Genomic DNA, 24,654 nt, shown 5'->3' with positions numbered 1-24,654 from the left:
TCATCCGAAAACCTACCCTTGGTTACTGTTGTGGGATTCTCTTCCAATAAAACCATTTCTCCGCATCCTCCAGATCCCCGAATTTCACATGTCCCCGCACAAGATCAATCGGATTTTGACGATACCCCGCAAGTTCAAGCTTCTCCCATAAAAGACTCAGCCGTTTTCGTTTTTCTCGCACGCTCGGCACACCCTTCAATTCTTCTTCAAGCTTGTCCCAGGATTCACCCAACTTGTGGTATGCCAAGATCAACCAAAACTCTGCCATCGTGAAATCGACAATCAAATCACTGCCTACTCTTGTTGTTCCTAACCAGAACTCATCTCCCGTATAAGGGATTTTTTTCACCAATTTGAGCTTACTTCCGCTACAAATCTTAAAATACGCGTACTCAATTGGGCTTAGATCGATCTTAGAATCCCACGCTTTAAAGAGGTAACTATAAAAATCTAGCCAGCGACCCAGCATTCGCCTAGCATTTTCAAGCGTCAAATCAAAACGATCTGGCATCCAAATGTGATCATTAATCCACTCAAGCGCAACGCTATAGTCCCACCATAAGAGATCAGAGACACTCGAATAAGTCGTGCGATCGATGTAAGAGATCAGTGCATGAATGTCTTCCCAAGCATCAATCTGTTCATCCGTACGTTTATTGAAATGCAGCACATTGAGATACGATTCCACCCATGTACGTTCAATCACTGGCTCCCAGTCAATCTGCGAGTAATACTCTTCAACGTTTTGCTGCACTTCCTTGATTCTACTCATGATGGCCTCCTATGAACAAATTCAAGCCAAACAAAATGAATCATCTACGCCAATTTTTCGAGTGTAACTTGATACAAGCGTCGGGGGAGACCGCCCTCCTCGAACTCATGAACATCTACCAAGCGATATCCATCCGTCAAATTTTCCACCTTGACGCGATCAAAAAAATGAACGATAAATCCACCCATTTCGTACAGATCTTCACCTCGGTGAATACCTTTCCCATAATGGACGTCCCCTTTATGCCTGACTGTGTATAGGTTATAAGCTCCAGGACGAATGACATTGTGAACATGATGATTCAACTTCACCAATTCCTCCGAGGTAAGTGCCATGCAATACAGCATGTGTGAATAACAACCATCTAGAGAATTCTCGGGAAGTGGGAATGGTTCCCTCACGTCATGCTGAGTCACTGTAATCATATCATTCAAACCGTATTCTTCCGCTTTTTTCTCGATATGTTCGACCCCTTCACGAGTGTACTCCAAAACGTGAACATGAACTCCATTTCGGGCAAAATGTAAAGTGTCCCGCCCTTGTCCTGCACCGAGTTCCAAGATATCCTTCCCACCGCGAGCCTTGAGAATTTCGGTTGCTCGCAGAGCAGCCAGACTCGGTTGTTCTCCGAACATCTCGCTATTTTTCGCAAAGGATTGTTCCCAGTGGGTTTGCTGCTCATTTAACAAACTGTGATCCATCAACATCTGCCCCTCCTGTTAATCATGCTTTTTCACGATTTAAAAGAAACTGCCTACACAGTCGAATCACTTCGAGAATCGTTTCATCTGTTAAACAATAAAATCGCGTCGTCGCATAAGTTCCCTCAAGGCGTACGATTCCCACGCTGCGCAATGTCTTTAAATGATGTGACGTGAGCGGTTGGGAAAGTCCTGCCTGCTCTGCGATATCGTTTACGCTCTGACACATCGAAGATAAGCATTCGACGATTTTTAAACGATTGGGATCTGCAAGTGCTTTAAAGACATCCTTCACCTTATTGTTCACCTTCGCGATTCATCTTTTTTGATCGATCCGATTATATAAACATACATTTATATTAATACATGTTTATTTACCGTGCAACCCCAAAAAATGTCGCGACACACCCGCCTCGGTGCGTCGCGACACATTCATTTGTCACAACTTTCACTCCACATGCCCTTCCGAAATTTTATGGAGAGCGTTGCGAAATACCTCAAAAGGTTGCGCCCCCACCACCTTATACGTGTCATTGATGATGAACGTCGGTGTTCCGGTCACACCATATTGTTCGCCTTCACGTAGGGCCTGCTCAAGTCTCGGCATATATCGCAGGTCCAACAGTGCAGCTTGCAGCTCATTTTGCATCAGACCACACTGATCAGCGATGTGGAGCAAAACCTCCATGTTCCCGATATCTTCACACGCGCGAAAATACGCGTCAAAGATTCGCCGGTGGAAATCATGGAACACACCTTGATCACGCGCATACTCACTGGCCATAAGCGCCAACCTTGAGTTTGACAAAAGTTCCAAGTTCCCAAAAGAGAGTTCAAACGCTCTCCCCGACTCTCTGAGCCTTCGCTGCATTTGCTCCAAAGACGCAACCGAAAATCGCTCCTCAAGACGCACACCTTCTTTTGGCGTCTCTGGATGAATCTCGTAGCTGACCCATTCGTCTTCAATCTCAAATTCCTTTTTTAACGCCTCGACAATCCCGTTGCCGATGTAGCAAAATGGTCAGATGTAATCCGAGTAAATCCTGAATTTAAATTTCATGTCGGCCTCCGTGTGTCATCGTTTCTCATCATTTAATAGCCGACAACCTGATACCCATCTTCCACCAATCGAATGAGCGCTTCTCCGGCCGCCTCACCGTGTAAACCCGCGCCAGACACTGCCTCCTCAACGCCAAATTGCTCTGCATTAAATGGGCAATACCCACCGTGCACTTCTGCATCACGGAGCATCGCGAGCGCCTCTGCCACTTTTGGGCTCGGCTTGCCGACCAGTTCGACACCCGGTCCAAAGAAATAAACCTCCACATCCTGCCCGCGATTCTTCTTCAAACGACTGGCCAATACGATGCCAGAGAGCGCCTTTGCCTCAAGTTCTGGTCCTGCAGTAATCCAAAATGCCAACTTTGCCATGTCAATCCCTCCAGGATGGAATGATGTGCTTTAAGAGTACTGCAATCCGCCCGCAACAGCAGATAGCGACATGTTACCGCGATTCATTCAGCGACTTGGTTCATGCGCGACACTCCATTTCTTTGCATGCACCAGAAACCGTGTCACCGTCAACACCGTGCCTATGATCCCAATGATCACCCCCATTCGAAATGCAAAGGAAGACGCGTGTGCAAAGCCATCGCTTGATTGCAAATCATTCCCTGATAATTGCAGAAACAATACGGTGACTGACACACCCGCAACGCGGCCGAAGTTTCTGACCGTCGCGATCAGACTCCCGGTTAGTCCCGACTTTTCAATCGGCACACTCTCAAGGACAGACACATTATTGGGGGACGTGAAGAGCCCCATCCCCAGTCCAAACACAGACAAGGCCACCACAATGTCCGTGTAAGACGAGGTCGCATCCAAAAACGCCATGAGTATCAATCCGAGTGTGCCAAAAAACAGTCCGATGGCCGCAGGCCAACTCGTGCCAATTCGATCCGCAAGAAAGCCTCCGACAGGTGAAAACAGAATCATGCTGATCGCCTGCGGCGTGAGTAAAAGACCAATGTGCACCGTTTGGATACGCAGCACATCATGCATATAAAGTGGCAAAAGAAAACTTGGAAACATCATCATTACATAGGACAAAAAGCCCGTTAGATTTCCGAGCACAAATCTCGGCAAACGAAACAGCGACAATTCAATCACAGGGCTCTTCGACGTTACCTCCTGCCATACAAAGGCTGACAACATTATGGCACTCAATAAGAATGTCCCCAAACTCCGAAGAGTCATCCAGCCCCAGGTCTGTCCTTCAGAGACAAAAAGCATGAGACTGACAATCCCCACAAAAAACAAAATCGAGCCAATAACATCAAACTTCCGCGCAGGTTTATCGGAGCGAATCGGCATCATGACAAAAACAGATGCGACAACCGACAGGACCCCAATCGGAACATTCACCCAGAAAATCGAGCGCCACCCGTATGCCGCAATGAGCAAGCCACCGATAGAGGGCCCGACGATCGTTCCCGCCGCCACAACGCTTCCAACCAATCCAAGCGGGCGTCCGCGCTGCCTAGATGGAAAGATATAGGAAACAATCGACATGACATTTCCCATGATGATTGAGCCGCCTATCGATTGGACAACGCGAAACAGGATGAGTTGCTCGATACTGTCCGAGAACGCACAGAGTATCGACCCGCCCGTAAAAATGACAACCCCTGTGATGAACACACGTTTTCGATTCAATCGATCAGACAGACTTCCGACAATCGGCAAAATCCCCGTGATCACCAGTAGATATGCAGAAATCACCCACTGCAACACCTGTGGGCCGGCGTGAAATTCCCGCTCTAAGACAGGCAAGGCTACGTTCATCACGCTGCTATCCACATTCACCATGAACGTACCCGTCACGGCGGTTGCAAACACCAGCCAGCGATACCAACCCTTTTCTGCGTGGCGAATTTGCCACAATCCTGGATGAATCATTGCATACCCTCCATGATGCTTGGTTTTGCACTCCGCCTCCATTGTCATGGATCAGCACAAGCAACGAGACACCATACTGTATTATGCAGTATATAAGAACGAACATCCACGCGCAATCCATGTGTAATTTTCTCCTTCGAGGACAAATTAGGTCTAGCTTCCATTACCTGACCTATGACCGCTTGACAATTTCATTCGAAGGGACAATGAAATGAGCAAAACTACCCGCCTTACCATTTTGCAATTAAACGATATCCATGCATACATTGACCTTCACCCAGAAATGTTCCTTGAAGATTCCGGCAACGAACATTATCGAAATGTCGGAGCTACGCCAGGATTGCCACGCTGATTCACGAAGCGCGAGCGCAAAATCCAGGCGGGGTGCTTGTCCTTGACAACGGCGACACGTTTCACGGTACCTACCCCGCAGTCGCGAGCAAAGGAGAAGCGCTCATCCCGATTCTCAATTCACTTTTGATGGACGGAATGACGGCACACTGGGATTTCGCCTACGGTCCAAGCCAATTTCAAAAACTGTCAGAGCGGCTTCACTATCCCGTCCTTGCAAACAACTGCTACGCCAAAGAAAGCAACCAACTTGTCTTTCCACCCCATACCGTGGTCGAGCGGGCGGGGCTAAAGATCGGCATCATCGGAATCGCCTGTCACATCATCGACAAGACGATGCCCCCTCATTTTTCAACGGGTGTCACATTTACGATGGGCAAAGATGAATTGCCAGCCCAAATTGCCGCGCTGCGAAATAAAGAGCAGGTCGATCTCATCCTTGTCCTCTCTCACCTCGGATTTCCACTTGAGGCAGAGATGGCAGCTGAGATCGACGGCATTGATGTCTTGCTCAGCGCCCACACGCACAACCGACTCTATCAACCTGTCATCATCAACAATACCATCCTCATCCAATCCGGCTGTCACGGGTCTTTTATGGGGCGGTTGGAGCTGGAGGTGGAGGACGGAAAAATAATCGATTATCGCCACACGCTCATTGAAGTGGCGCAGAGCATCCCGCCCGATCGCGAGGTGGCAGCTCTCGTTGAGCAGGCACTTTTGCCGCATCAAGAAATGCTCCAAACGATCGTGGGGCAGACAGAAACCGCGCTCCACCGCTACGCACAACTCGAGACGACAATGGACAACCTGCTGTTAGAGTCCATTCTTGAGGTTTCAGGGACAGAACTCGCGTTCTCGAACGGCTGGCGTTACGGGGTGCCCATTCCGCCGGGTCCGATTACACTCAATGACCTGTGGAACATCATTCCCGCCAATCCCCCTGTTTCAACCGTCGAGATCACGGGGCGGGAACTGATGGAAATGTTGGAGGAGAATTTAGAAAAGACGTTTGCCCGTAATCCGTACGGTCAGATGGGCGGCTATGTAAAACGCTGCCTTGGCCTGAGAATGTTTATCAAAATTGAAAACCCTGCGGGAACGCGCATCCAGAATCTCTTTGTCAATGATCAGCCAGTCGCCCTGGATCGCACATACCGTGCGGCATTCGTGACGATGCAGGGTGTGCCTGAAAAATATGGAACCCATCGAAAAAATCTTGCATGTTCAGCGATCAACGCAATGCGCCAGTTTATAGAGCGGCGCGGCGTGATTGCTGTTTCATTGCGCGGAACCGTTCAGGTGGTGTAGCTAGTCTCCGAATCGAGCTTTATCCACGAACGGATTGCATGTCGTTATCGTGCGACAAAAAGGTGCCAAATCTCGAAACGGTTCGAAACTGTGCGGAGAAGAGTCCATAGATGCCAACGATGAGCATAAACAAAACGCCAGTGGAACGCATGATCCACTCTGGTGCGATAACATTGCTCAATGTGCCATACCCCAAATTTGCCAATGACATGAATCCGCCAGCTAACACTAAATAAAGGCTGGTCACTCGTCCTGTCATCTGCTTCACCGACATGTGCTGAATGTATCCAAGACTAAGCGTCATAAAAATCGCCTGCGATGCGCCTACCAAGATGATTGCCAGCATCGCCAGTACAGGCGTTTTGCTCAGTGCAAAAAGCGTTAAAGATGCACCACTGATGACCGCTGTCACCCAGTACAATCCCCCTCGAAGCCGGACACCTTTTACACCCGCCAAAAGAAGCGTTCCAAAAATCGATCCAAGCCCGATCGCACTCACAACCAAACCATAAAAGGCGGTCGAGCCATGCAGGGATGTTTTTACGAATTGTGGCAACATGCCCATATACGCCATTGTCAGGGCACAGTGAAACCCTACAAGCGACACCATGAGACCGATCGTGGGATTCTTGCGAACATAGATGAAGCCATCAAGGAACGGGGCGAAAATCGTAAGCCTCCGCAAATCCCCGTCAGTCAGGCTCTCAATGTGCACGTTCGCGAGAAAAAAGACAAGTGTCCCGGCAAATGCATAAAAGAAGGTGGCTAGCAAGTAGGCCATGCCTGGGCCGAATAAGATCAGCAGAGGGCTTGCAAGCGCTGGTCCGACAAATTCGGTGCCCCTTTGTGCCACAGCCTGTAAGGACAACGCGTTGAATAACGTCTCTTGCGGCACAACAGACGGAACAAGAGAACTGAGCATGACACTCAAGCCGCTTGACGCCAATCCAAAGAGCAAGGACAAGATCACAAGCACGGCAGGCGTCTCCAAATGGAATCGCGACAAAACGCTGAGCAAGACAGTGATCACAATTTCAATCCCACACGCCGCGACCAAGAGTATCCTTCGATCCATGACGTCTGCCAATACACCGGCAATCGGCGCCCCCACAATGTTGGGAATGAGTGTCGCAAACATGACAGCGCCAGACCACGAAGAAGAGTGCGTGAGCGCGTAGGCTTGCCATGTGACCACAAGTGTAAACGTCCAAGATGCAGAATTGGTCAGTGTCGTAAGCAACCATAGCCATCGATAATCGCGAAACGCAAAAGCATGAAAAAATGAGCGGATCAATCACATTCCTTCTTTCACAAACCTACGAGTTACTGGATTCACCCGCTAAAACCCATTTCCCTGCGTGCAGGATGGGCACTCGCCGTCCGTCCATTGTCTCGCTATCGACATTTAATTCACTCGAACCAACTATAAAATCGACATGCGCCACACTTTGATTCAATCCACGCATCACAAGCTCTTCTGGATCCATATGCTGGCCATCTACGATACTTGTGGGTTACACATTTCCAATCGCGAAATGACAGGAGACGTGATGGGAACCAAGGCAACCTCGCCAAGGTAGTGAGAGCATTCGTCCGTGTCAATAATTCCTTTTAAAACCTCAAAGCCCGTAGCCGCAGTGTAATCTACGATTCTTCCTTTGGCAAACGTCAACTGGATGTTTTCGATCAGCGTTCCGCCGTACGCCAGGGGCATCGTGCTTCGAAGTATTCCGTTCACCCCTGTTCGATGCGGCGCCGTAAAAATCTCTTCACTCGGCAAATTCGGAAGAAACGGCACATTACGCGCATTCTTCATTGTGCCAAGACTTATCCATTGATGGTCATCTGGCAGATAAATCGCCAGAAATGCAGCCTCCTCTGTGACCATGGATTCCATCCATGGGAATAATTTCCTATTTAATCACGATTTCAAAGTATTTATGCCGGCAGTTTGTAAAAAGAAAGATGGCCTGGACAATGAGATTTAAATCCTGCACACTTTGTCATAAAGTGATGCGTCGATTCTGGCGACCAATCGTCAACTCAAGTATCATAAAAATCAAATGAATCCAAAGGAGCGATCAGAATGTCGTCACCCATCAAACCTCCCTTTACAGAGGAAACCGCGCGCGCCAAAGTCAAAGCGGCAGAAAACGCCTGGAATACCCGCGACCCCGAAATTGTCGCTTTGGCATACACACCAGACTCTGAGTGGAGAAACCGCACTGAATTTTTTAAAGGGAGAGAGGCGATCAAAGAATTCCTGCGGCGCAAATGGGCCAAAGAACTCGACTACAAATTGATGAAGGAGCTTTGGTGTTATACTGACAATCGTATCTCCGTGCGCTTTGAATACGAGTGGCGCGACGCAGACACCGATCAGTGGATGCGCACTCACGGAAATGAGCACTGGGAGTTCGACGACGAAGGACTTATGCGGCGCCGGGACATGAGCGCAAACGACTATCCAATTGATAAATCAGAGCGACGATATAGCTAGCCCCTGGGCCATGTCTCTTTCGCAATCCATTTTGATTCGATGTTCACGTCACAGTCTCAAGCATCTTGCATACCTCGATGTGATCCTCCACAAGGGATGGCAGCTCTGGCGCCGATTCTTCTGTCCAAAACGAAGGTTTGCACTCGCGGTGTGCGGTGTATTGTGAGTCTCTTACCCTGTTCAAATGAGAGATCGTTCATCCTGATTCTGACACGCCTCTTCATCCAAAGGTGTGTGTTTTATCACACGCCGATTCCCCTTTGGCAATCCGCCACCGACAGTCCCGCGAAACGTGATGCAGCGCACACCCGATCTGACTCAATCTCGATATGGTTTAAATGCAGTGCTAAACAGAGCCCCATGAATTTCAGGGGCTGATCCCTGCGTCCTATGTTACAGACTCTGATTAACCAGGAGGTAACCTGATATGCACATTCCAAACTTCAAATCCGAGGAAGGAAGCATTCTATACAAAAATACGGTTGGGCGACGGATCTCCCCGCGCGTTGCAAAAGTCATCCTGTCACACGTCGCTCAGAATGAAACAGCGTCCACCCGTCGCGACGTACTCGACCTTGGCTGCGGCCCAGGTGTGTTGGGTTTGTCCATCGCGGCCCAGTACCCACAGTTTATAGTGACTGCCGTGGATTCATCCGATGTGATGATCGCACTGGGAAAAGAAGAGGCCGCAAAACAAAACCTCAGCAATATCGATTTTCGGACCATGAGCGTAGAAAAGATCGATCTTGAGCGTAAAGGGTACGATCTGGTTCTATGCAATCTCGCATTTCCGTTTTTTCCGCGTCCTTTTGACAGCATGCGCGAAGTGTATGAAGTAGTTCGCCCTGGTGGAACGGTTTTTTTCACTGTGCCTGGAAGACAGACATGGGAAGAATTCTTCGATGTCACCACGCTCGTTCTCGGAGATATGGCCATGATGGCCAAACCCTTTCTAAGCAAATTCACGCAGGCGGAGATGTTGCCAAATGCCATGGCCGCAGCCGGTTTTGAGAAGCTCAAAGAGGTGCGCACCCGATTGCCCTTTCACTTTGAAAACGGTCAGGCGGTGCTGGATTTTTTCAGTGAATTGTTCCATCTGCTTGATTACGCGCCAGAAGACATCAAGGAGGAAATGATAAACGCAATCGACCAGGGACACCCAAACGGGTTCACGATGCACTACGAGGTCGTACTCTTGTCAGCTCAGCGACCACAGATGCCAGAATCAGCACCAGAATTGTCAGGCAAACCACATCTGTGAGCCATTCGCTTCGGATAACATGATGGGAAACACATGCTCAGACAGGACTTCAGTCCAATTGGTTTCATCTGGTGTCAATGTGGTCATTGCCGTCTTTATCATTCCCAGACAACGGATCAACAGCATATACCTCGCTTCCAACCGAAAACCATGTTTCTGAATCAAATTGCGAAGATCTGCGGCAGTGAAGTGTTTACTTATCCCCTGCAGCCCTCGGGCCAGTTCTTCCGCATTCGATGTGGATTGCAGAAATTCGAGGCTCTGCAGGATTCTCACCGCACCATCCATGTCTCGCAAAAATGCGCACTGCAACAGAGCGCGAAATGCGGCCCGCTCGTCTGAGGTATACTCTGCGACCATGCCAAAATCGAGCAAGGCCAGGTTTCCGTCAGGAAGTATGGCCAGATTTCCAGGATGCGGATCCAGATGGACAAACCCCGTCACCAAGCGCTGTTTTACGTATGCACCCAGCAAGGCATCCCGAACAGCCTGTCGATCCACACGCCAAACTTGAAGTTGTGCAGTGTCCCGGATACTTGTTCCCTCGATCCACTCCATCACCAACACGCGGGTTGTCGTATAGGCTTCAAACACCTTCGAAATCACGATCCGCTTATCACTCGCCAGCGTCTGCCGCAACCTCTTCATGTGTCCTGCCTCCGCGCGCATATTCATCTCCTGTGTGAGTGTCGCCGCATGCCCAAACATTCACCAGAGCTGAAACTTTGTGACGCCACTTCTATCCAAAATATCCTTGTGTGATATGAATCACGATCCTGGTCCACCAGGTGACGTAAAATGCGAGTTGTGAAGTCAACTTTGTATTCAGGAGGGGTTTACCCATGAGTGAGTTCCAAGCGACAGTCAATGCGACAGAATATCCTCCGCACCAGAAACACAAGGTGATCTTTGAAACATTTGACAGCCTGAAACCAGGAGAAGCGATGCTCCTGGTCAATGACCACGATCCACAACCGCTGCGTTATCAGTTTGAATTGGAACGTTCAGAAATTTTCTCGTGGGAGTACATCGAGCGCGGACCCGAGACCTTTCGCATTCGCATAGGTCGTGTCGGCGCATGACAGCCAGCATCGAGTGGCTGCCAGTAGGCCACGTGCCACACGGCTATCGCCGCGTTTTTGTCATTAAGCAGGACCAAAAATTGCGGCATGTGGTCAATTTAGCCCACATGCCGTATGAATGGGTGTTTCGCGTCAAGGAAATGGCTGGCGTTGACGGTGCAGTTGATCCGTCACTATGGTGGGGGCTGTCTGTGATTGCCTCGCTCGTAGAAGAAGGAATGTTACTTGGCGCTGCGAATCCGGACGTGGCAGACGACGGATATCTTCAGATTCGGCCACAAGAACCGACGAAAGACAAGATGATCTCTCTGGCCGCCTATCAGGAGGCACTGCGGGAAGGCGTTCATGTCTTCACTTATTAGACGGTGGCATGGCGCTTTCGCGCCACGATCTGCAGGACAAATAATCATCTGCGCCGTTATTTCGAATTAGACATTAAACAGGCGCAAAAGGAGATTGCTGTGGCGAAAATAGACATCGTGAATGATAAGACCATCCGGATCTCAGTCGACCTTGTGGATGCCGTAAAAATGATTGATAAAGCCGCACAAGATATCCCGACGTACTCGTCGGATATTGTCACCATTTATGAGAAAATGCCCGCATTTGATTATACGAATTTTTGCTTTTACGCATACGACAGCGCCAAGCTGTTTGAGTTCGCGCTCAGCATGGATCCGAGAAATTACAACTCGTTCTCTCTCGACGCGCCAGACGCCTTTTTCTATACGCTCTATGGCGGCATGGCAGCGCTGTACAGTGCCGCAAAACAAGAAATGTTAAGCAAGCACCGCGCGTAATTCCAAGAAGGAGAGTTCGACATGGACATGATGGATCTGTTGACAGTCAAACGTGAGGATGTACACCTGATCATTGATGCCCGCGATGCGATTCGGAAGGGATTTCATCCAAGACACGAAATTCTGAAACTGGTCGACGAGTCCCCTCGCGGAACACTGTGCGAAGTTCATGTTCCACATCGAACCGGACCGCTCATTGCGGCCCTTGAAGGTCTGGGACTTCGCGTAGCTGTGGCAGAAGTTGAATCTGGACACTGGCGGTTGCGCGTGATGAAACTGTAAGCACTGTTCAAACGCCCTGCACAGACATTCGCAAGGCAATCAGCAAAGCGGATCGTTTGTTCGTACCAGAACCTCAAAGCAACTGAATTGTATACTATTTTTGTGTCGTGTATGGCGGAGTGCCGGCGCATGCGATGTTGCCACACCCCAGCAAATTGATCCCCAAACTCAGACTGCCTAGCCACAAAAAAACCTATCGCTGCACGGCAATCTCTCCAGTCTGATCCGCTACAATGAATCAGACGAAAATAGCGTGGGATAGGTTTCTTTCTGTGAAGAGAAGATACCGCAAAAGCATACGCCCGAAGCGAGAGCGGTGCATTTTCACAGAAACGTAAGGGGCCAGAGATTAACGAAAAACTGGCTGTTTTCCATTCAAACCAAGCGTCTGCGCGGTTGTCGCCTGAATTTCTCGAAAAAGTTCCACGTTCTCTACAAGTGACACGCCAAACGTGGGGATCATTTCCCTTATTTTCGATTCCCACACTTTCATATGCTCTGGGAAACACTTCTCTAATACCTCAAGCATGACGTAAACAGCCGTAGAGGCACCAGGTGACGCGCCAAGCAACGCAGCGACTGAGCCGTCTGAAGCACAAATCACTTCCGTGCCGAATTGAAGTGTCCCTTTACCGCTTTTCTCCGTATCTTTGATCACCTGCACACGCGTACCGGACTGGGCGATATCCCAATCTTCACTTTTGGCAGTCGGGATAAACTCGCGCAACGCTTCCATCCGCTGTTCATGCGATAGCATAACCTGTTGAATCAGGTATTTAGTCAATGCCCGCTCTTTCACACCTGCCGCAAGCATCGTGAAGACATTATTCGGTTTTACAGAGTCAATCAGATCAAAGTTTGAACCAGTTTTCAAGAACTTTGGCGAGAAACCGGCAAACGGTCCAAACAACAGTGTCTCCTTATTGTCGATGAATCTCGTGTCAAGATGCGGGACAGACATTGGCGGAGCGCCAACCTTGGCCTTACCGTATACCTTTGCGTGATGACGAGCCGCCACTTCCGGATTGTTACATACCATAAAGAGTCCGCTTACCGGGAATCCCCCGATGTGTTTTGACTCTGGAATGCCCGTTTTTTGGAGCAAAAGCAGGCTGCTTCCACCGCCGCCGATAAAAACGAACTTTGCAGTATGACACTCGTTTTTACCGCTGCCAAGATCACTCACCTTTACATCCCACGCCCCGTCGCCAGCGCGTTTAATATCGTCAACACGATGCCTATAGTTGATCTCTACACCGTTTCTTTTTAAATGATCAAACATCATGCGCGTTAACGCGCCAAAATTAACATCCGTTCCTGAGTCAATTTTGGTCGCCGCAATCCGTTCCTTTGATGAACGTCCTTCCATAATGAGCGGAATCCATTCCCTTAGCTTTTCAGGGTCATCGGAAAATTCCATCCCCTGAAACAATGGGTTGTCAGAAAGCGCATCAAAACGCTTTTTCAAAAACGCTACATCGCTCTCCGTTTGTACCAAACTCATATGAGGGATGGGTCTGATAAAATCACGCGGATTGCGAATCAAATTGCTTTTTACAAGATGAGACCAAAACTGTCTTGAAAGCTGAAACTGTTCATTGATTTTTATCGCTTTACTAATATCAATCGATCCATCAGAGTTTTCAGGTGTATAGTTAAGTTCACACAATGCAGAGTGCCCCGTACCTGCATTATTCCATTCGTTAGAACTCTCCTCCCCTGCGTCTTCGAGTTTCTCAAATACCTTGATGGTCCAGTCCGGCGCCAATTCTTTTAGCAATGCTCCCAACGTCGCACTCATGATCCCAGCGCCAATGAGGATAACATCCACACTCTTCTGTACGTTGCTCATCATTACCATCCCTATACTTCGTTATTTAGAAAAAAGTCAGCACGACATCCCTGTTCAATATTTTCCCCAAAACTGTATTAGAAAAATAAAATCATCTGTTTCAATTATACGCCGATCACTATGCACAGTCCACGCCCCTGCCCATTAAAAAACGGCATGGCAAGGAAGCTCCATTCTTGCCACGATAGATGCTCATGTTGCCTTTAAGCAGTAGGACAGCGATACATCAGGCATTGACCCACATAGCCGAGAGACGAGTGATGGTCTTGATCATCCGTAACTGATCTTTTGTTGCAACACGTCGCGAAGAACCGTTGCATTGTTCATGTCTACATTTTTTGCACTAAAGACCAGGGTCACAGCACCTGCGGTAGCCGCCTCACGCAGCTGTTTGATGCATGCGGCTGCCTCGGGACGGTCAGCCAGTTCCGCGCTGTATCGCTCGACAAATGTTTCCCATTGTGACGAATCGTGGTGAAACCATTTCCGCAGTTCGTGACTCGGTGCGACCTCCTTCAACCATACATCAATTTGGGCAGCCTCTTTCGTCAGGCCCCGTGGCCAAAGCCTGTCCACCAAAATCCTCTGTCCGTCCTCTTCAGAGGGAATCTCATAAACCCGTTTCAAGCGGATGTCCATCGACAACCTCCTTAGCATGCGCGTTTGGTGATTGAAGATTTTTTGTCTGTGCCAAGTGAGCGTATGTATGATCCTTATTTTAACGCACACCCGCCTTTCCTATGAAGAAATGAAACCTGCCATGGTTATGCAGCGTCTATCGATAAGACAGTTCTTAGCGGGAGAGATGACATTGCAAATTCTGAATTTCACAAAATTCTTTGGCGCCATTTTAGCGCTTCTCTCCCTTATTGCCCTTCCCGAAAAAACGTACGCAGTATACACGCCGGGCAAATCTTTACGTCCCACATCGATCATGATGACGACGGTAAAAAACGGCTGGGGTGAACGCGTGACTGGCGCAACGATCACCTTGCTACGTACAAAAAATGCTGGAGCGTCGTGGTCGATTGTGTTGTCGATTCCCAATACGGCTGCTTTACAGTTTTCCTCAGGCGGCCGCGCACTCTACACGACGCAAACAGGAGGTTCATGGCCACAGGCGCACGTTCACGTCACCTCAGACTGGGGCGCCACGTGGCGTGTTTCCAATACAATAGATTTGCCACCCATGCACTCTGACCGCATGCAGTTTTCCTTCTCCCCCACCGGAAAATTTGGTTGGCTCGCGGTCATAGCCGGCGGCATGAATTCAGCACATACACTACAGCTTTGGCAGACACAAAACAGGGGTCTCCTTTGGCAACTTGTATCAGGTGTCAGTCCAATCAACGATCTCCTCGGTTTTCGAAATGCCATGCAAGGTTTTGCCGAGAGCTCGTTCGCCGGATCATCAGAAGTGGCAGGCCTCGTGAAGCCTGCCAAAGGCAAACGATTTACCGTACCCCCACTGCTCTATCGCACACAAAACGGGGGACGAACGTGGCAAACTCTGTACCTGTCCGTTCCAAAGAACCTGCGCGGCGCCGCATCCCTGGTTTCCTTCGGTCCAATCCTTTGGCATGGCCAGACGGGCATGATGTCAGTTACTTTTACAAGCGATCAGTTTCCGTATGAAAAGTGGGGAATGTACTTAACCACAGACGGCGGCAAAGTGTGGAGATTGGCGATTATAAATGGCGTGTCCAACATCTATGCGTTCCACCGTCTCCCACAAATCGCGATGGGAATAGCAGGATCTGACGCTTTCTGGGAAACGGTGACAACTGTGCGACAAATGTCAACGCTCCAAACTTTTCAGACGCGCACGACACTTTTTTCCACCGCTCATTTTGGCGGCGCGTGGCGACGCATCGCGCAAACACCCGTCCCTTTTACGCAAGTGCAATTCCTCACTGCCCGCATTGGGTTTGGACTTGCTTCAAACGGGACGATATATGAAACCCGCAATGGCGGTCAACGTTGGTTCACAAGAACCCTGGAAATCAATCAGTTATTCTGTTGAGTCACTGTCCATGTCGTCCCATCCCATGAACTCTGTATGCCCAATCGTTTCAACAGCTGCATGACGTACCATATTGGGATATAGGTTGTCTCTTGACGTGATCGCTCAGATTGTGGGAACCAACCAACCTCAATCGCACAAATGATGGTTCAAGGAAGGATGGCAAATGAATTCCCCCTCTGCTCGCTAGGACTAGCCAAGCGGATTCGCTATGATTAGATAGGTCTTATGCGATTGAGGTACCTATGCTGTGATTTGGTCTCCAGTTGACACAACAAGAGTTGTGGCGAGAAAAGTTCCTGTAACTATTGACACATTCCTTCATGTGGATGCTGGCAGGGCGATGCAGTGGCGTTACGCCGTTGGTCAAGTTGCGCAACAACTCTTTAGGCAGAACGAGATTTTATTCATGAGTTTAACCACGCCAAAAACAAAATGTCCATAATTTAAAGAAATAAAGGAGCAAAATAAATGCAGATTGCGTCGGTTTCATTACAAAGGGTTCGCTTGCCGCTGAAAGAGCCTTTCGTAACATCGTTCGGTATTGAAGATGCTCGTGAGGGGATTATTGTCACCGTGCGCACAGTACGCGGCGGGATCGGTTATGGGGAATGTGTCGCGAGCATGGAACCATTATACAGTGAGGAAACAAACGCCACAGCCTGGCATATGTTGCGCGATTTTTTCATCCCCGCACTGCAATCACACGCATACAATTCAGTTCAAGATTTGCGGGATATTCGCTTGAAATTAGCCCATTTTAAAAGAAACAAAATGGCAAAAGCCGCCATTGAAATGGCGATTTGGGATGCCTATGCGAATGAATCAGCGACTCCCATTGCAACACTGCTCGGCGGAACCCGAACAGAAATCCCGGTAGGTATCAGCATCGGGATTCAACCAAACCTCGATACGCTGATTGAGCGAGTGGGATATTACGTCAGTCAAGGATTTGCGCGCGTCAAATTAAAAGTTCGGCCTGGTTTTGATTTTGAGCCCCTCAGAGTCATTCGCGAATCATTTCCCGACATGCCCCTTATGGCTGACGCAAACAGTGCTTATTGCTTAAAAGACGTTCGTCACCTAAAGAAATGGGATGCGTTAAATCTGATGATGATTGAACAACCGTTAGCGCACGATGACATCATGGATCACGCAAAACTTCAGGCTGAACTAGCGACTCCGATTTGTCTTGATGAGAGCATAAACAGTGCCGAAGACCTGAGAAAGGCTCTGGAAATCGGAGCTTGCCGGATCGTTAATTTAAAAGTAGGGCGAGTCGGAGGGTTTGGCGAGGCACTCGCCATTCACGATAGATGCCGCGAAGCGGGGGTTGATATGTGGTGCGGGGGGATGCTTGAAAGCGGCATCGGTCGCTTACACAATGTGGCACTGACGGCGTTGCCAGGGTTTACACTGCCAGGGGACACAGCGCCTAGCGCGAGGTACTTTGAAGAAGACTTGATTCAACCGGCCGTTACGTTTTTGCGGCCCGGAGTGCTTGCAGTCGAGCCGCTCTCCGGGGTGGCTTCGCGTGTCGATCAAGAGCGGCTTGAGAAATATACCATACAAGTAGCAGAAGTGGTCAGCGCGAGGTGACCCTCACTCTAGTACAGATGCACGATTCATGCATCTGTACTAGAGTGAGGGTTTAGAATGGATCGAATTTCGAGTTCATTCAAGGCAGACTGTGTGCATCTGTCCACGAGCGGCATTCGATTGCTTTAACGGCAAAAGTCTTTCGGGTTGATGAGACGATACCTCAGTCCATCCGATGATAAATGGCGCGCATTCAAGATCAAATTTTAAACCACCTCACTTTCTATTTGGCCTTTTTCGTACTCGAACCATTCGTTTCGAAGCTCGGCCGCACGCCTTGCGATCCACGCTTTGATCTCCGCGCCGGATACATCTTTCTCAGTAGCAGCGTGATCCGTCAGTCCCACGGCAGGAATGTTGAGCGCGTTTAACCTCTCAAACACCGCCCTCATCGCCAAGTCCGGATTCCGGAAGAACTGACTTCCTCGAATGCGAACAAAGTTCCAGCCAAGGCGCTCCAATATCGCCTGGCGCGCCATATCGTCCGCCAGTTTTTCATGTGGATGCCAGCGATCGCCGTCACACTCTACTGCCAGGCGTTTGCCGCCGCCTTCAACCACCATGTCAATCCGGTAATATCCCACAGACCATTGCGGCGTCACGCGATATCCAGCGTCCGTCAGGCGACGTAAGACCTGTCTCTCAAACTCTGATTCTGTACGCCTCTCCATGTGCTCAATCGCCTCATCATACTGGTAAGGGTCTTCTGCATGCAAAATCAATCGCCTGCGAAGATCGCCCTCTTTCAAATCGATGTGTGGATCTAACGAGTGAACGACCCAAAGTTGATCCCGAGCGCGACTTGCAGCCACGTTAAATCTCTTGCGCATACTGTTACCAGGATCAGCCAGCATCCGAAGCGGTCCATTCCCCGCCGGACCGTAGACCATGGACAGGAAGATTACGTCGCGTTCATCCCCTTGGAACTGCGCTGAATTACCACAACGAATGAGTCGTCTTTGGTACGCTGTGGCAGATAGATGCTTCCGTAACAAGGAATCAATGAGCATCGCTTGATCATCGCCGACAAGAGAAATAACGCCAAATGTGGCATCTTCATATGCCTCGTGTTCTGTCGCGGCGACAAGTAGCGATGATACGATGTGCGCTTCCTTCTGATTCAACTTGTCCGTTGATTGTGCATCTTGTACTCGATAAGCGATGGTTGGCGGGCGCCGTGTTACCACACTTGCATCACGCAGAGGTTTAATATCTCCTCCGTATGACAAGTGATTGCTAAATTGAATAATCGGGGCTACACAACGGAAGTGTTCGCGCAACTGGACTTCTGGGAAGCTTGTTTTCGCCAAATCGTAAATGGACGATTTCCCATCGTAGATCGAAGCGTTGGGTACATCGGTCAAATAAGTGTCGATCAACTTCTGTGTGTCTTCTGCGCGTTGGCCCACGGCATCTGGACTCACCTGTTCATCGTCACCAACAACCAGCACCTGATTACCAAAGTACAATCCAGTCAGTGCCATGACATCCGCTTGGCTCGCTTCGTCAATAATGACGACATCGAATTGATTTTTCCCAGGAACAAAGTTTTCGACCACTCGGCTAAGTGGCATAATCCAAACCGGAACCGCAGTCTGACAGACAGGCATCAATTTGCGCGCTTCAGCAAGCAGGCTTGGCGTGCGAATTCCAGTTCCTTTACCAGTTTTTTGCACGAGAAGTTTCCAGCCCTGCAGCGCCTGACGCTGTGCAAGCGTCGTACGTCTCACTTGGGCACTCCAAGCCCTCTTTTCCACGAGAGTTGCTGTAATCTCACGCAATTTTTGACTTCGATCCGAAATTCTTAGCTGTAGTTCCTCCATTGAGGTCTTCCCGCGTTTGTCTAATTCATCATGGAGTTGTCTCCAAGTCCACGCCTGATCAAGGTCTCCCGGAAGTTGACCCAACCCGTGAACACCGCTCCTGATTCGAATCGCAGTTGCCCAGGCTGGTGCTACCGCTGACAATTTCCGTAGAAGTTCCTCACGTCTTCTGGCCACGTTTGACAGCGCATGCAGTTCCATGAGCTGATCATATGCACGCTTATAGGTTTCTGGATCATATTCTGTCACGGCGTGACGGATGTTTTGCACCGTCAAAGAATTGGGGACAAGATGCAGTGCGTCATTCACCGTTTGTTTCAGAACTTGGTATTCCCTCTGAACTTGCGCCAAATTTACGCGATCGATCTGCACTTGAACAACTGTCGGTAACGTCTCCGTCAACATCATCCGCAGACGCGCCAATTCCGCGTTCGAAGCGAGCACCACAGGTACCTCGGTTAATAAGGCATCGACGTTTAACCCTTGCTCTACCAGAGCCTTGCGAAAGGATAGCCACTTTGTACCATACCAATCTAGCGCCTGCTGTATCGGAAGAATAAACTGTCGAGCGGTGTCCTCAGGCCGTTCGGTCAGCGACTCAGTACTGGGTCCACCCAAATCGGTCATTTGCCGTTTCCAGCGAGCCTTTAACTTCTCTCGATTCACGTGCAACCGTAACCATGCACGAAGCGTTTTAAAGTGCTCTATCTCAGATGGATTTTGTCCATCCACCTTGGTATTCTGAATGAATTGCCTCCATTCACGTTTGGTGAACAGTTTCATGCCGCCTAATTTTCCGCCCGCACCTAGATGTTGTAGAATTTCGTCTACTGTTCGAGTGGCTTCCTCAAACCGAATTTCACTCGACACTTCAAACCCGTGCCGCAAGAAATACGGTTGTGCCTGAGCCGACTGATCATATACAGATTGAACTTCCTCTATAAGTTCCTCCCACGCCGCACGGAGTACGCCACCTTCTTTTCCGGCAGTCATTGCAGCAATGCGCCATGGGGTGTCCTCTTTCAGAAATTCTACAAGTGAAGCTACCTGCGATAATAAACCTTCCAATACCGCGACCGTCTGCTCCATTCTGGATTCATTCCACAGATCACTGCGATACGAGAGATCAAGCGAACAAAGTCGACTCCTCGTTTCCGTCAGTCTCTCAAATGCCACTGGTGTCAGAAAATGCGTTGGTTCTGGCAGTTCAAGATGAAGTTCAGCTTCCGTTTCTGGATTGAGAAGTTCGTTGCTCGAGTACAGTTCAATGGCTTCACCTATGGACAAAGGCATCGGAGCTTCAAGCTCCACTGGGGTGGGTATCCAACTGTTTTCTTCTTTCTCATCCCTTACTCTCCGCGCCGCCTGAGAAGGCTCAAACGACTCGCCGCCAACGACGATGGGGCGGTATTCATCTTGGCGTGCCAACTGTAGAGTATTTCTTAGCTCTCGTAAATTTTTTAAAAGCTCTGACCGTTGTTGAGTAAGCATCTCAGCTTCGCGGTCAAGCGTATCCGCGTCAAGGGAGGACAACCGTTCCGCGATTGCGTCAACCGAATGTTCCATTTGTTTTCGGCTTTCACCATCATTTTCGAGCACGCTGACACAAAGCGGCTGCAATGGTCTTACAACTTTGTCTCGCAGCACTCGCAGCGCTTTAGCTGTATGGCTTGTTACGAGAACACTCTTTCCCTGTGACAGCAGATGTCCTAAAAGATTTGCAATGGTATGGGTCTTACCTGTTCCTGGAGGGCCTTGAACGAGCACAGCGCCATTTTCTTCTAACCGAAGTGCAATCTGGAGCTGCTCTGCGTTAGCTTCTTTGCTCAGAAGCACCCGTTCATCTTCACCGTTCACATCGATCGACCGCATTAATCCTTCGATTTTGCCATTTGCGCCCGTAAACGTCGTTTCGACACCCATCAGATTCAAAATAGAATCAGGCAGATGACGATCTTCTTTTAAATCTTCAAGAATACGCTCCAACGCCACACTGAATCCAAGCGTTCGTTTACGCAGGAACAATAGCGGGTCGCGAGTAATTTTCGGATCCCTTCCGTTTATGAGAGACGTTGGTCCATCAATGAGTTCCCCTCGAGGCGAAATGCGCGTGACAAGGCGCTTCAAGTATTCCGATGTATCCGTGGCATTGAGCGGGTGATATTCCGCTTCGCTGAGCTCTGTCAACAACTCAGAAACTGCACTCGCCTGAAGTTCTGGGATAACCCGAAGAAGGGCCGTATAAAGCTCTGGAGCATGATCCGTTTCCGAAAGTTTGAACTCAGGAACAGACGCATCAAAATGGAGTTCCACGCGTTGAAGAAGGACGGGGTGTTGCACTACGGCGCCAGCTTGCAGCTGACAGGAAAGAATACCATCCCCCAGAAGGAGATCAACCTGTTCAGGCTCCCGTTCCATTTGATTGTGAAGGGCGTATAACTTCTCGAAAATCTCCATAACCTGACGAGCCGGACGTTCCCGTTCGATCCACTCGTTTCTGGCCTCGATCCAGCGTTCATAGGCAGCTACCCGATTAGAATCATCCTCAAAACAGACCATCAACATCGCACCGTCCAGATCGGCCATCTCTTTTGAGCTAACCATCTCCACTATGGAGTCCAAATTTCGCCATCCATCTCTGAGCCACTCGTTAAGCTCCTTAGGTGGATTGGGACATTCTTCAAGCGTGGGGCGTTTTACGTTAAGAAAGTATCCACGAAGATCATCCTCCGCAGGGGCTGCCTGATCCGACGAATCAGCATCTGTATTCAAAGGTCGTTTTTCTGAAAGAAATTCGATGCAGTCGTGATTTGGTATATTTCGAAGCCAAAATGACCACGGTTGCATGTCAATTTTTGTAACGACTGGGTTACGCATCTGGTTGAGCGCTTGAAGGTATTTAAACACTTGCATTAATTTTTCACGTTCCGATGTTAACGCTTGGGATTTCATTAAATTCCTCCGCTGAACCGATGTGACATGGAAAGGATGTTAATGGAGGGGTCATTTTTCCATATTCAGAAAAGTCGACAGTTTATTCAATAATTATCTTAACAGATCCCTTGTTCGACAAAAAGCGTCAACTTTTTCAGAATGTGTAGAGAAAAGGGCAACCATTCATCTTTCCGTGGGTAAGCTGTGAGACGAGTTTAGGAATGTTGCCACCCATACGTCCCTACATACATTATGTCTGTTTTTGCGCGCTTAATCGGAGGCAGTACGTATATTTTGCATGTTTTATAAACACATAGGGATTACTCGGCCTCCATAGGAGACCGGGTAATCCCATTTTTTCATCTCTATCTTGCCCGAAAAAAGATCCCACAATTTCACTTCAACGAATGGACCGGGATTCCCCCCCATTCGATATCAGAAAAACCAGTCCCGAGGGACTGGTTACTGTTAGATACCTACCATCTTGCGTTCGATTTGAGCCTTGTCGCACCTTTGAATCCAATAAATTTTTTCTTGTCCTCGTCCCACAGTCGAAACCGCAGAGAACGCAGGCTAGAAAACACACCCACAGTAGGAACTTTTTGCAGATATGCAACTTTATTGTAGATTTTCTGCAGATTGTAATTCGGAACTCTGGGGCCAAGGTGGTGAATGTGATGAAATCCGATATTTCCGGTCATCCACTGCAAGACTTTCGGCAATTTATAGTATGAACTGCCTTGAAGGGCGGCCGTCACGTAATCCCAGTTCTCAGCGCTTTCAAAGTAGCTGTCTTCAAATTGATGTTGCACGTAAAACAGCCAAATGCCTGCCATTCCTGCTAAATAAAGAATTGTCCCTTCGACCAAAAGGAATCTTTCCCACCCAAGTCCAAAACAGCCCAACGTTACCAACCCAGCAAGAATTGCGGTGGTCAAATGCGTATTGAAGCGTTCTCTTGGACCTGCCCCCCGCCTGTTAAACCGATATTGAACCAAAACGAGAAAGATCGGTCCGAGGCCAAACATGACCAGCGGATTTCGATACAACCGATAAAGCAGTCGCGTGACGAGAGGGGATCTCAGGTATTCATCCACCGTCAGAGTCGTGATATCTCCCATGCCCCTGCGATTCAAGTTTCCATTTCCCGCATGATGGACACTGTGTTCATACTTCCATTGATGATACGGGAAAAAGGTCAGTAATCCCGTTATAACCCCAACGATATCGTTAGCCATTGGACTTTTGAAAAACGAGTGGTGACCACAGTCGTGAAATATAATAAACGTTCGCACTAGAAAGCCCGCTGCCGGGATGGTCAGAAGAAGGGTCAACCAAATGGATATCGTGAAACAATAATAGGCTCCAAACCACAATATCATAAACGGCACGATGGTGTTGATTAATTGCCACCAACTCTTTGTAAGACTCGGACTTTGGTAGGCCTCCAGATCTTTCTTCCAGAGGTTTTGGTTCTCTTTGTGGTTAATCATCATCATCTCCTTTTCATTTTTAGCGAGAAGATGACCCGCATTCTGCATCATCGACCATGGTGTCAAGACATGCGTCCATTCATGGCTAGGCTCCCAAGGCTGCTCGATTGAGACGCACGTACGTGGTCAAAACATTTTACTCAATGCGGATGCTTTTTGTTACTCGTTCCATGTCTCCACGGCACATTGGACAAGCGGGGTTTTCGATATAAATAAACTCATCTCTTGACCAAACGGCGCAGGTCGAACACTGCCACACTTCGGAATCGGCATACACCTGCTCTGAAATCGGCTTTCTCTTGTTGCCAAAGTTGCCCATCATAATTACCCCTTCCTCATTGTGGTAGTAAGATGGACTCTTGAGCGCCAAACCAGCGATAAAAAAACTGCCCTCGAGGAATCAGAATGATGCCTGTGAGGACAGTCCATTTTTTTAGAATCACTTAGGCAACGTTCGCTGCTTGCGGACCTTTAGGGCCTTGAATAATATCAAAGGTTACACGTTGACCTTCTTCGAGCGTCTTATATCCATCCCCTTGAATTGCACTGAAATGGACAAATACATCTGCTCCGCCTTCAACTTCAATGAAACCAAAACCCTTTTCCGAGTTAAACCACTTTACTGTACCTTGATTCAAACGAATTCCTCCTGGAGTGCTCATCGAGCACAAAATTTGTTCAATTCCGTCTAAATTAGAAAACCGTTCTGTTCCGCACCTGCAATGAGGCGCAAAAAAGAACGGCTCAAGATGTTTACAGATATAAACGATCACGTTTTGAACAACTTAATTTTACAACAGTTCGGCAAAAATATCAAGTGATCTGATTATCCAATCAGGCCCCACGCATCTTTTTCCCAGTTGGTCGACCACGGGGACCATTCGAATGCCAAATAGAACCAGACTTCAGGAT

Annotated in this window: 25 protein-coding genes; 9 read left to right on the top strand and 16 right to left on the bottom strand. The window is 48.8% G+C overall.

From position 1 onward, the window contains the following. Positions 1-22 precede the first annotated feature (22 nt). The 6 genes from ATW55_RS11685 to ATW55_RS11660 all read right to left on the bottom strand — a co-directional run bounded on the left by ATW55_RS11685 (position 23) and on the right by ATW55_RS11660 (position 4,431). Positions 23-772 (bottom strand): trigger factor, encoded by a 750-nt coding sequence (locus ATW55_RS11685; protein ID WP_067717714.1) that lies wholly within the window; start codon positions 770-772, stop codon positions 23-25. Between the two features lie 44 nt (positions 773-816). Further along, positions 817-1,479 (bottom strand): class I SAM-dependent methyltransferase, encoded by a 663-nt coding sequence (locus ATW55_RS11680; RefSeq protein ID WP_067717711.1) that lies wholly within the window; start codon positions 1,477-1,479, stop codon positions 817-819. A gap of 16 nt (positions 1,480-1,495) precedes the next feature. Further along, positions 1,496-1,780: an ArsR/SmtB family transcription factor gene (locus ATW55_RS11675; RefSeq protein ID WP_160327236.1), complete on the bottom strand. Its 285-nt coding sequence runs from the start codon at positions 1,778-1,780 to the stop codon at positions 1,496-1,498. Positions 1,781-1,921: 141 nt separating this feature from the next. Further along, entirely contained in the window at positions 1,922-2,482 is a 561-nt protein-coding gene (locus ATW55_RS11670; protein WP_082685801.1) for a DsbA family oxidoreductase, read from the bottom strand. 83 nt (positions 2,483-2,565) lie between these two features. Further along, positions 2,566-2,904: a DsrE family protein gene (locus ATW55_RS11665; protein ID WP_067717702.1), complete on the bottom strand. Its 339-nt coding sequence runs from the start codon at positions 2,902-2,904 to the stop codon at positions 2,566-2,568. A gap of 87 nt (positions 2,905-2,991) precedes the next feature. Further along, positions 2,992-4,431, bottom strand: a complete 1,440-nt coding sequence (locus tag ATW55_RS11660) for an MFS transporter (protein ID WP_067717700.1) — start codon at positions 4,429-4,431, stop codon at positions 2,992-2,994. Positions 4,432-4,815: 384 nt separating this feature from the next. On the opposite strand from ATW55_RS11660, the gene ATW55_RS11655 reads away from it, so the two are divergent. Continuing rightward, positions 4,816-6,093 carry a bifunctional metallophosphatase/5'-nucleotidase gene (locus tag ATW55_RS11655; protein WP_201024980.1) on the top strand — a complete coding sequence of 426 codons (1,278 nt, stop codon included), beginning with the start codon at positions 4,816-4,818 and terminating at the stop codon, positions 6,091-6,093. Between the two features lie 19 nt (positions 6,094-6,112). On the opposite strand, the gene ATW55_RS11650 is transcribed toward ATW55_RS11655, so the two are convergent. The 3 genes from ATW55_RS11650 to ATW55_RS17040 are packed head-to-tail and all read right to left on the bottom strand — an operon-like array spanning position 6,113 to position 7,981. Continuing rightward, positions 6,113-7,387, bottom strand: coding sequence for an MFS transporter (locus ATW55_RS11650; protein ID WP_067717696.1), 1,275 nt, complete (start codon positions 7,385-7,387; stop codon positions 6,113-6,115). Positions 7,388-7,409: 22 nt separating this feature from the next. Further along, entirely contained in the window at positions 7,410-7,580 is a 171-nt protein-coding gene (locus ATW55_RS17045; RefSeq protein ID WP_082685800.1) for an aminopeptidase, read from the bottom strand. A gap of 11 nt (positions 7,581-7,591) precedes the next feature. Continuing rightward, positions 7,592-7,981 (bottom strand): aminopeptidase, encoded by a 390-nt coding sequence (locus tag ATW55_RS17040; RefSeq protein WP_067717692.1) that lies wholly within the window; start codon positions 7,979-7,981, stop codon positions 7,592-7,594. A gap of 198 nt (positions 7,982-8,179) precedes the next feature. Between ATW55_RS17040 and ATW55_RS11640 the strand changes: the two genes are divergently transcribed. After that, the gene (locus tag ATW55_RS11640; RefSeq protein ID WP_067717689.1) at positions 8,180-8,593 is read left to right on the top strand and encodes a nuclear transport factor 2 family protein; all 414 of its coding nucleotides are present in this window, start codon (positions 8,180-8,182) and stop codon (positions 8,591-8,593) included. 427 nt (positions 8,594-9,020) lie between these two features. Then, entirely contained in the window at positions 9,021-9,854 is an 834-nt protein-coding gene (locus ATW55_RS11635; protein ID WP_067717686.1) for a class I SAM-dependent methyltransferase, read from the top strand. Here the strand turns inward: ATW55_RS11635 and ATW55_RS11630 are convergent. Continuing rightward, the gene (locus tag ATW55_RS11630) at positions 9,834-10,562 is read right to left on the bottom strand and encodes an AarF/UbiB family protein (protein WP_067717683.1); all 729 of its coding nucleotides are present in this window, start codon (positions 10,560-10,562) and stop codon (positions 9,834-9,836) included. The genes ATW55_RS11635 and ATW55_RS11630 overlap by 21 nt on opposite strands. Positions 10,563-10,696: 134 nt before the next feature. Here ATW55_RS11630 and ATW55_RS11625 point away from each other — a divergent pair, with 134 nt between their 5' ends. From ATW55_RS11625 to ATW55_RS11610, 4 genes are all read left to right on the top strand, one after another. Beyond that, positions 10,697-10,936 (top strand): DUF2249 domain-containing protein, encoded by a 240-nt coding sequence (locus ATW55_RS11625; RefSeq protein WP_067717679.1) that lies wholly within the window; start codon positions 10,697-10,699, stop codon positions 10,934-10,936. After that, positions 10,933-11,298: a hypothetical protein gene (locus ATW55_RS11620; RefSeq protein WP_067717676.1), complete on the top strand. Its 366-nt coding sequence runs from the start codon at positions 10,933-10,935 to the stop codon at positions 11,296-11,298. Before ATW55_RS11625 ends, ATW55_RS11620 begins: the two co-directional genes overlap by 4 nt. 99 nt (positions 11,299-11,397) lie before the next feature. After that, complete coding sequence (locus tag ATW55_RS11615) at positions 11,398-11,736, top strand: hypothetical protein (RefSeq protein ID WP_067717752.1); 339 nt, start codon at positions 11,398-11,400, stop codon at positions 11,734-11,736. Positions 11,737-11,757: 21 nt separating this feature from the next. After that, positions 11,758-12,018, top strand: coding sequence for an amino acid decarboxylase (locus ATW55_RS11610; RefSeq protein WP_067717673.1), 261 nt, complete (start codon positions 11,758-11,760; stop codon positions 12,016-12,018). Between the two features lie 349 nt (positions 12,019-12,367). Here ATW55_RS11610 and ATW55_RS11605 read toward each other — a convergent pair whose 3' ends face one another. Together ATW55_RS11605 and ATW55_RS11600 are read right to left on the bottom strand one after the other, a co-directional pair. After that, positions 12,368-13,870 (bottom strand): malate:quinone oxidoreductase, encoded by a 1,503-nt coding sequence (locus ATW55_RS11605; protein WP_067717669.1) that lies wholly within the window; start codon positions 13,868-13,870, stop codon positions 12,368-12,370. A 270-nt stretch (positions 13,871-14,140) separates the two neighbouring features. Further along, on the bottom strand, positions 14,141-14,509 hold the full coding sequence (locus ATW55_RS11600) for a DUF488 domain-containing protein (RefSeq protein ID WP_067717666.1): 369 nt from the start codon (positions 14,507-14,509) through the stop codon (positions 14,141-14,143). Between the two features lie 172 nt (positions 14,510-14,681). Between ATW55_RS11600 and ATW55_RS11595 the strand changes: the two genes are divergently transcribed. Both ATW55_RS11595 and menC read left to right on the top strand, forming a co-directional pair. Further along, positions 14,682-15,893 carry a hypothetical protein gene (locus ATW55_RS11595; protein WP_153005138.1) on the top strand — a complete coding sequence of 404 codons (1,212 nt, stop codon included), beginning with the start codon at positions 14,682-14,684 and terminating at the stop codon, positions 15,891-15,893. A 471-nt stretch (positions 15,894-16,364) separates the two neighbouring features. Then, on the top strand, positions 16,365-17,492 hold the full coding sequence (menC, locus tag ATW55_RS11590; protein ID WP_067717660.1) for an o-succinylbenzoate synthase: 1,128 nt from the start codon (positions 16,365-16,367) through the stop codon (positions 17,490-17,492). A gap of 206 nt (positions 17,493-17,698) precedes the next feature. Here the strand turns inward: menC and ATW55_RS11585 are convergent, their stop codons facing one another. The 4 genes from ATW55_RS11585 to ATW55_RS11570 all read right to left on the bottom strand — a co-directional run bounded on the left by ATW55_RS11585 (position 17,699) and on the right by ATW55_RS11570 (position 24,380). Then, positions 17,699-21,937: an AAA domain-containing protein gene (locus ATW55_RS11585; protein WP_160327235.1), complete on the bottom strand. Its 4,239-nt coding sequence runs from the start codon at positions 21,935-21,937 to the stop codon at positions 17,699-17,701. A gap of 788 nt (positions 21,938-22,725) precedes the next feature. Further along, the gene (locus ATW55_RS11580) at positions 22,726-23,808 is read right to left on the bottom strand and encodes a fatty acid desaturase (protein ID WP_235587105.1); all 1,083 of its coding nucleotides are present in this window, start codon (positions 23,806-23,808) and stop codon (positions 22,726-22,728) included. 70 nt (positions 23,809-23,878) lie between these two features. Beyond that, positions 23,879-24,061 carry a cold-inducible protein YdjO-related protein gene (locus tag ATW55_RS17355; RefSeq protein ID WP_067717654.1) on the bottom strand — a complete coding sequence of 61 codons (183 nt, stop codon included), beginning with the start codon at positions 24,059-24,061 and terminating at the stop codon, positions 23,879-23,881. 124 nt (positions 24,062-24,185) lie between these two features. Next, positions 24,186-24,380, bottom strand: coding sequence for a cold-shock protein (locus ATW55_RS11570; protein ID WP_067717651.1), 195 nt, complete (start codon positions 24,378-24,380; stop codon positions 24,186-24,188). Between the last annotated feature and the right edge of the window lie 274 nt (positions 24,381-24,654).

Source organism: Ferroacidibacillus organovorans, from assembly GCF_001516615.1.
Classification (GTDB): Bacteria; Bacillota; Bacilli; order Alicyclobacillales; family SLC66; genus Ferroacidibacillus; species Ferroacidibacillus ferrooxidans_B.
This window is presented reverse-complemented; position numbering and strand designations above follow the sequence as displayed.